We start from the raw sequence: 7307 nt of genomic DNA, 5'->3' as shown, positions 1-7307 counted from the left end.
AGTCGCTTTTTTGTTTTAATATATATCCTATTTTTTTATGGTGTTACTTTTGCTTGAAATAGCAACAGTCAGGCTATCCGCTTTATCTTTTTGAGAAAAACAAAAAGGATGTCACTTCTATCCTTAACACACTACGCAACATTTTAAAATAAAATAATAACTTAGCATCATGGATCTAAGCTATTGGGAAATAAAATCATGGTTAACTAACGTAGATTATACTATAGTTGGAAGCGGTATAGTAGGCCTTAATTGTGCTTTAGAACTAAAACAACACTATCCAAAAGCAAATATTCTAATTCTCGAAAAAGGCTTTTTACCACAAGGAGCAAGTACAAAGAATGCAGGCTTTGCTTGTTTTGGTAGTTTAAGTGAGATTTTAAGCGATTTAAAACAGCACAACGAACAAGAAGTATTAGAATTAATAAAACAGAGGCAAGAAGGTTTAAAACGTCTCAGAGAAACTTTAGGAGATATTAAAATAGGTTATAAAGCTTTGGGAGGCTACGAATTGTTTTCAGAAAAAGACAATGCATTATTCGAAGACTGTCTTTCTAAAAGAGAACAGATAAATCAATTGCTAAAACCATTATTTAAAGCAGATGTTTTTAGTTTAAAACCAAATACGTTTCAGTTTAAAAGCATAAAAGAGAATTATATATTCAATCAGTTCGAAGGGCAAATAGATACAGGAAAAATGATGGAAGCCTTGCTTAAAAAAGTACAAGTAAAAGGCATTAAAATATTAAATAATGTTGTAGTCGAAGAATTCTCAGATAACGAGAATACTGTAAATATAAAAACAAACAAATTTGAATTTAAATCGGCTAAATTATTAATAGCCACTAACGGATTTGCATCACAATTAATAAGTGAAACCGTAAAACCTGCAAGAGCACAAGTGTTAATAACAAAACCCATTAAAAACTTACGCATAAAAGGCACGTTTCATTTAGATGAAGGCTACTATTATTTCAGGAATATAGACAATAGAATATTATTTGGAGGCGGAAGAAACCTAGATTTTAAAACTGAAGAAACCACCCAATTATCTCAAACAGATCTCATTCAAAATAAGCTAGAAACATTACTAAAAACCACAATTTTACCCAATACACCTTTTCAAATAGAACACCGTTGGAGCGGAATTATGGGTGTTGGTAGTCAGAAAAAACCAATAGTAAAACAGTTAAGTAATAATGTGTTTTGTGGTGTTAGATTAGGAGGAATGGGAGTTGCAATAGGAAGTACTATTGGAAAACAATTAGCAGATATTACCTTATAACAAAATGAAAAAAACTTTCGAATTTTTAATTAAAGTTTTCTTTTGGAGCGTTGTGTCTTCTGTGGCTTTGGTTGTTTTATTTAAGTTTGTTCCAGTACCTGTAACACCATTAATGGTCATTCGTTATTTTGAAAATACTTCAGAAAAACAACTGTGGAAACACAATTGGGAACCCATAGAAAATATATCTAAAAACATACAATTAGCAGTTATTTGTACCGAAGATCAAAAATTTTTAAAGCATAATGGTTTCGATATTGAAGCCATAGAGAAGGCTTACGAGAATAATAAAAAAGGTAAACGTATAAAAGGAGGAAGTACAATAAGCCAGCAAACAGCAAAAAATGTGTTTCTTTGGCCAAGTCGTAGTTGGTTGCGCAAAGGTTTAGAAACCTATTTTACTTTTTTAATTGAAAAAATATGGTCTAAAGAACGTATTCTCGAAGTGTACTTAAATAGTATAGAAATGGGAAACGGTATTTACGGCATTGAAGCAGCATCTCAATATTGGTTTAAAAAACCAGCCGCTAAGTTAACGGCTTACGAAGCTGCAGCAATCGCTTCTATATTACCAAGTCCAAGAAAGTATCGCGCAAATCCGGCTTCTGCTTATATTACAAAAAGGAAACATTGGATTGTAAGGCAAATGCAATTTTATGGTACATTAGAATTAAAAGCACAAAAATGACAGTAAAAGAAACCTTGTATAATTTATGTTTAGAATCTATTGATGCTCGTTTATTAACGGTTAAAGCAACAATGGATGAAATTCAGGAATCGTTGCTTAGTGAAACCAAAAGTAGTGCAGGAGATAAGCACGAAACTGGTCGCGCGATGTTACAATTAGAACGCGAAAAAGCAGGAAACCAATTAGCCGAAATTATTAAAATAAAAACAAACTTATCTAAAATAGATGTTACAAACGCATCTAAAAAAGTAAAACTTGGTAGTGTAGTTTACACCAATAAAGCAAACTATTTTATTAGTATTAGTTCTGGAGAATTAGAGGTAGATGGTGTTAAGTTTTATGCCATTTCTCCAAATACGCCTATTGGTCTTTTGTTGGTTTCTAAAACGGTTGGAGATACAGTTGCTTTTAGGGAGAATGAGTTTGTTATTAGTGAGGTAAACTAATTATTATTCTAATACTTAATCGTTAAAATTAAATTTTGAACGATAATTCCTCTTTTAGGTATAATAATAGATTCTCTTTTTCTATATTTAATAATTCCCTTTGATTATACCAATAAATTTGCATGAATAAAAAATTAATAGAAGCTATTGAGAATGATAGTTTAGTGCTCTTTGTAGGTGCTGGAATGTCAATGCCTTTAAAATTTCCTAGTTGGACTAAGTTAATACAAAATATTTTAGAGGAGATCAAAGATGATGGGCGTTTCAACTTTGATTATCACTTTAAACAAGGAGATAATATTAATGTGTTTGAAGCCTTAAATGAGCTAGAAACGTATAATTATAACTCAAAAGCAAAGCGATCACTTAATAAAGAGATTAAATCAGTTAATTTTGATAAATCTCAACTAGATAAACATAAAAAATTATGGGATTTAAGCGACAAGATATTTACAACAAATTATGATAAGGTTTTAGAGAAAGTAAAACCTGATGAGGTTGAAGCTTTTTCTAATGGAAATAAGTTTCAACAATCAGAAAGTTTACAAGGAAAGCCTTTTTTATATAAAATTCATGGTGATATTACTGATCCAGATACATGTATATTTTTTGATTCTGATTATAAAAAATTATATGAAGATGATACTCCGGATTTACAAACCTTAAAAACATTTCTTACAACTAAAACTATTCTATTTGTTGGGTTTAGTCTTAACGACCCTTATGTAGTTAAACAGATGGAATATATATATAGTTTATATAATGGCTATAATAAAGAACATTATGTTATACAAAAAAAGCAAGAGGACTTTTCGAAGTATAATGTAAAGTCATTACCAATTGAAAATTGGGATGATAGCTTTGATAGGCTTTTGGATGAATTAATTTCTTTTAAAACAAAAAATATATCAGAGAAAATTTCTATAAAGGTAAAAGATGATAAAGTAGACATTTCTAAAAGTGAAGACTTAGTTTTTCTTCAAAGATTATTTGATGATAAGTTAATAGAATATAAAAAGGAAACTGATTTTAATAAAAAGAAAATTTCAAAAGAAGTAGCTAAAATTAGAAACAGAATATTAGAATTACAAACGTTAAAATTAGACTTAGATTTTAATCTCAATATACCAATTCATAAAGATGAAAAGCTTGAACATTTGTTTGATTTAATTTACAATTCTGAAAATCTTTCTTCTCAAGTTGTAGCTGATATTCAAAAAGTAAGAGAGCAACATTCTCAGAATCATCAATGGTATCACAGAAGTGTAATCGTTAGTGCATTAGCTTGTAGTCTAATTAATCATAAAAAATTAGATCCAAAAAAAATAGATTTACTTATTGATTTCACAAATGATAGTGAAGATAAAGTTTGGCAAAAAGCAATTACCTATTTATTCTTTATTTTAAATCATTTAGGTAATAAATGGTTGCGTTACAGCAAATCATTAACTCAAAAACTTGAACGATTAAAGGAAAGTAATGATATTCAAGAAGCATTGAAAAAGATTATTGGTTTAATGCAATTTGAATTACAAAACGCATCTTTTTTAGATAAAAAGATATTTGAAAACGAATATTTTAAAGATACTCCTTTCAATTATTTTTTACCTTTCTATAAAGGGAATTCATCAGTAGATAAACTTTATGAAAATGATAATATAGAAGATATAAAAGATTTTGTTCCTTTTTTGTTTGATTTGCCAATGCCAGATGCGGCTAAATATTTAATGTGTAATAAAAAAGATTTAATAATAAAAAAGGTAAAAGAGAATGTAGGTATAAAAGGAGATGAAGATATTATTGGTTGGTCTAAAAAAATGCGTCTTTATAAAGTATTTGAGCCATACCTGAGCTATGTTAACGAATTTTTAAACTTTTATGAGAACTTCCCAAATATAGATTCCAATTTTAAGCAGAAAGTATCATTAGTAAGTGTTAAGAACTTAAAAAACCTCTTGTTGAATACCGTAGAGCATCATCGAGCAATGGCTAGACAGTTTTCATTACAAGATGAAATGGGCAATGCTATAAGTCATTATGAGCAATTATTAAAAATAGAAGAAGAAGATATAAGTGCTATGATGAATTTAGCTACCTGCTATTTTAATTCTAATAAAGATACAGATGATTCTTTAAAATTGAGACTAAGAATTAAAAAGGTAGATCCAAAAAATCATAAAAACTTAAACGAAATTGGTAATCTTTATGAACAAAAAGAGGATTATAAAAACGCATTAAAGCATCACAATGAAGCTATTGAATTGAATCAAAATAAGGCGGAATATTATTCAGATAGAGCTTCTGTTAAAAGAGTTTCTGAAAAATATGCAGAAGCCATAAAAGATTATAATTTAGCTATAAATTTAGACAATAAAGAATCTGTATATTATAATAATAGAGGTGTAACTAAAAGCAAGTTAGATGATTTTGATGGAGCTATTGAAGATTATAATATTTCCCTAAAAATTGATGATAAAAGTGCAGTAACATATTCGAATTTAGCCAATGTATATAGGAGAATAGATAAATTAGAACTATCACATGAATTTATTGAAAAAGCTTTAAAATTAGACAATAAAGATGGTGTTATTTATGGAACAAAAGCAGCTATTTATTCCACTCAAGGAGATAACAAACAGTTTTATATATTTTTAGAAAAAGCAATGACCATGGATGCTAAAGCTTCGTGGTTAGATAAAGACGTTAAGGATAGTCGTAAAGATGAAAAGGATTTTAAAGATTTGTTATTAAAATATAATCAAACATTAGATTAATAAAAAAGCAGACCAACCTAAGTCAGTCTACTTTCATTCTTTTTAAGGTTATTTATTGATTTTTCTATTAAATCGTAAAAAATTTTTCTAATATTTTAATTTTCATAATTTCTAGTACTTTTTGATTCTAGTTTTGGATTATGTTCTCTACACCAAACATTTCTCTCAAGCGAATACTTTTTACCTAAATCGTTTTCAATTATAATTTTACAACGTATTCTATGTGGCGCTAATCTTCCCAAAGCTAGAATAGGTTTATTTGGATAACCTTTTATCTCTATAGTAGCTTTACTTAAGTATTCTTCTTTTATACCTTGCTTTTTTATTTGAGAGAATAAATATTTAGAGTATATATTAACTAATAATTTGAGTTCTTTATTTTTTGGTTTGATTATTTTATCAATCAAATTAATTTCAACTTCCATAGATTTAGATAAAACCATCAAACTGTATAGCTTTCCAATTCCCCAATAACCATAAACATCATTATTTCTACTTATGAAAGAATTAATAATTCCGCTGGCTATATTTTTTAATAATTTTCTCTTACTCATAACTAATCGTTTTAAAATAGAAAGCAGGTAAGTTTTCATTTACCCACTTTTCACCTTTCTAAGTTCTACTTTTATTCCTCAACCTTTTCTTATCTCTCTTAATTTTCCAAGGTGCATTTTTCTGAAAATCTCCAGCCATAATACAACCGTAAGGCATTACCTCGTCAATAACTTTACCTAAGTTATACTCTTCCATTTGGGTTCTAACGCTATTTGCTTTTTTGTAAGCAGATGGTAACTCGGTAATATCGATTTCCTTAGAGAAAAATCTAATATCTAAACCTCTAGTTTCTTCTTTAAAGATTTGCATGGTTGTGCCTGTTTTGCTTCTTCTATGTTGTGTTCTACTCACATTTCTACCAGCTCCATGAGGCGCGAAACCTAAATTGGTTTTAGTTGTGTCGCCTTCTACAATTAAAACTGGTTCGCTCATGTTTAAAGGAATTAATCTTGGACCAGTAATATCTGGCATAAACTTAGAATCTAATGGTGTTGCACCTTTAGCATGGTAAAATAAATCACCATCTTTAAAAACAAAGTTATGCTCGTTCCAGTATCTATTTTCAATTGCAATATCTAAGGTTTCGGCTACCGAATCATGAATGACTTCATGGTTTACCTTTGTCCAATCTCTTATGGTTTGTAAGGCTTCCCAATAGGCTTTTCCTTCTTCGGTTAAAAATGGAATCCATGCGTTTTGTTTCTTTGTTTCTGGCGATAATTCTTTTCTAAACCGTTCAGCTACTTTCATGCCTTTTGTGTATAACCTTGCGCCTGGACCTCTTGAGCCATGATGAGTAATCATCATGGTGTTTCCTGTTTTTTTAGATTTACCAACGAATAAAAAATGGTTACCATCGCCTTGAGTTCCTAAATGTGATCTCGCTATTTGCAACATATTTCCATCGTTTAGGAAATAGTTAGCTTCAAAAGCTTCTAATAATGCTTTTGGGAATCTAAATTGCGACTCTCTATCTCTTCCACCTGGACCAAAATGTGTATTTGCATGCGCAGCATCTAAAATGTCTTTTGGGTCTGCTTTACCAAAATCGGTTAACATGACAGAGCAACAAATATCTGCACTGTGCATTCCTGGATGGATGGCGTTTTTTGCTACTGCAACACCACCAACTGGGATTGTTCCGTCTGGACCTGCAGGACAAGCATCTGGCATGATTGCACCATCTACTAATGTTGGTGTTTTCATTAAGGTTTGCATAGAGTTTACTACTTTGGCAACATTGTCTTTTTCTTCTTCGTTTTCTGCTTTAATGTTTATAGAAAAATCTATTAGACTTTTATGTAATGCGATAGGATCTGGCGATTTAAATTGCTCTAAATAATTGATCATTTCGATGTCTTCTAATTTGTTTTCGTTAATATGTGTAATGGCGTCTTTCATCCATTTTCCTTGTCTGAAACCTAACTCTAATAAATGGTTTCCTGTTATTTTTGTGTTCATGTTTTCTAATTTCTTAATTGCACTACAAATATGATAGTGTAATACGCGTTGTTTTTGCGTAGTTGTTTTTTATTTTCTAAAACTGTATTTATTTGATT

6 protein-coding genes are annotated in these 7307 nt (G+C 29.8%); 4 read left to right on the top strand and 2 right to left on the bottom strand.

Annotation, left to right across the window (positions count from 1 at the left end):
* The first annotated feature begins 169 nt into the window (after positions 1-169).
* The 4 genes from ASC41_RS09800 (at position 170) to ASC41_RS09785 (ending at position 5193) form a co-directional block, all read left to right on the top strand.
* Positions 170-1285: an NAD(P)/FAD-dependent oxidoreductase gene (locus tag ASC41_RS09800; protein ID WP_055436467.1), complete on the top strand. Its 1116-nt coding sequence runs from the start codon at positions 170-172 to the stop codon at positions 1283-1285.
* Between the two features lie 4 nt (positions 1286-1289).
* Positions 1290-1973: a monofunctional biosynthetic peptidoglycan transglycosylase gene (gene mtgA / locus ASC41_RS09795; RefSeq protein WP_055436466.1), complete on the top strand. Its 684-nt coding sequence runs from the start codon at positions 1290-1292 to the stop codon at positions 1971-1973.
* Positions 1970-2419: a hypothetical protein gene (locus tag ASC41_RS09790; RefSeq protein WP_055436465.1), complete on the top strand. Its 450-nt coding sequence runs from the start codon at positions 1970-1972 to the stop codon at positions 2417-2419. Before mtgA ends, ASC41_RS09790 begins: the two co-directional genes overlap by 4 nt.
* Before the next feature lie 122 nt (positions 2420-2541).
* Positions 2542-5193 carry an SIR2 family protein gene (locus ASC41_RS09785; RefSeq protein WP_055436464.1) on the top strand — a complete coding sequence of 884 codons (2652 nt, stop codon included), beginning with the start codon at positions 2542-2544 and terminating at the stop codon, positions 5191-5193.
* A 95-nt stretch (positions 5194-5288) separates the two neighbouring features.
* On the opposite strand, the gene ASC41_RS09780 is transcribed toward ASC41_RS09785, so the two are convergent.
* Together ASC41_RS09780 and ASC41_RS09775 are read right to left on the bottom strand one after the other, a co-directional pair.
* Positions 5289-5747: a hypothetical protein gene (locus tag ASC41_RS09780; RefSeq protein ID WP_152971454.1), complete on the bottom strand. Its 459-nt coding sequence runs from the start codon at positions 5745-5747 to the stop codon at positions 5289-5291.
* A gap of 58 nt (positions 5748-5805) precedes the next feature.
* Positions 5806-7209, bottom strand: a complete 1404-nt coding sequence (locus tag ASC41_RS09775) for an RtcB family protein (protein ID WP_055436462.1) — start codon at positions 7207-7209, stop codon at positions 5806-5808.
* Between the last annotated feature and the right edge of the window lie 98 nt (positions 7210-7307).

This window comes from Lacinutrix algicola (assembly GCF_001418085.1).
Classification (GTDB): domain Bacteria; phylum Bacteroidota; class Bacteroidia; order Flavobacteriales; family Flavobacteriaceae; genus Lacinutrix; species Lacinutrix algicola.
The sequence above is the reverse complement of the archived record's forward strand: the minus strand, read 5'-3'. Positions and strand labels throughout refer to the sequence as shown.

Bases quoted from the DNA above. Each gene is read 5' to 3' on its own strand.
- ASC41_RS09790 (WP_055436465.1), top strand. From the start codon at position 1,970: ATGACAGTAAAAGAAACCTTGTATAATTTATGTTTAGAATCTATTGAT.
- mtgA (WP_055436466.1), top strand. From the start codon at position 1,290: ATGAAAAAAACTTTCGAATTTTTAATTAAAGTTTTCTTTTGGAGCGTT.
- ASC41_RS09780 (WP_152971454.1), bottom strand. From the start codon at position 5,747: ATGAGTAAGAGAAAATTATTAAAAAATATAGCCAGCGGAATTATTAAT.
- ASC41_RS09800 (WP_055436467.1), top strand. From the start codon at position 170: ATGGATCTAAGCTATTGGGAAATAAAATCATGGTTAACTAACGTAGAT.
- ASC41_RS09775 (WP_055436462.1), bottom strand. From the start codon at position 7,209: ATGAACACAAAAATAACAGGAAACCATTTATTAGAGTTAGGTTTCAGA.
- ASC41_RS09785 (WP_055436464.1), top strand. From the start codon at position 2,542: ATGAATAAAAAATTAATAGAAGCTATTGAGAATGATAGTTTAGTGCTC.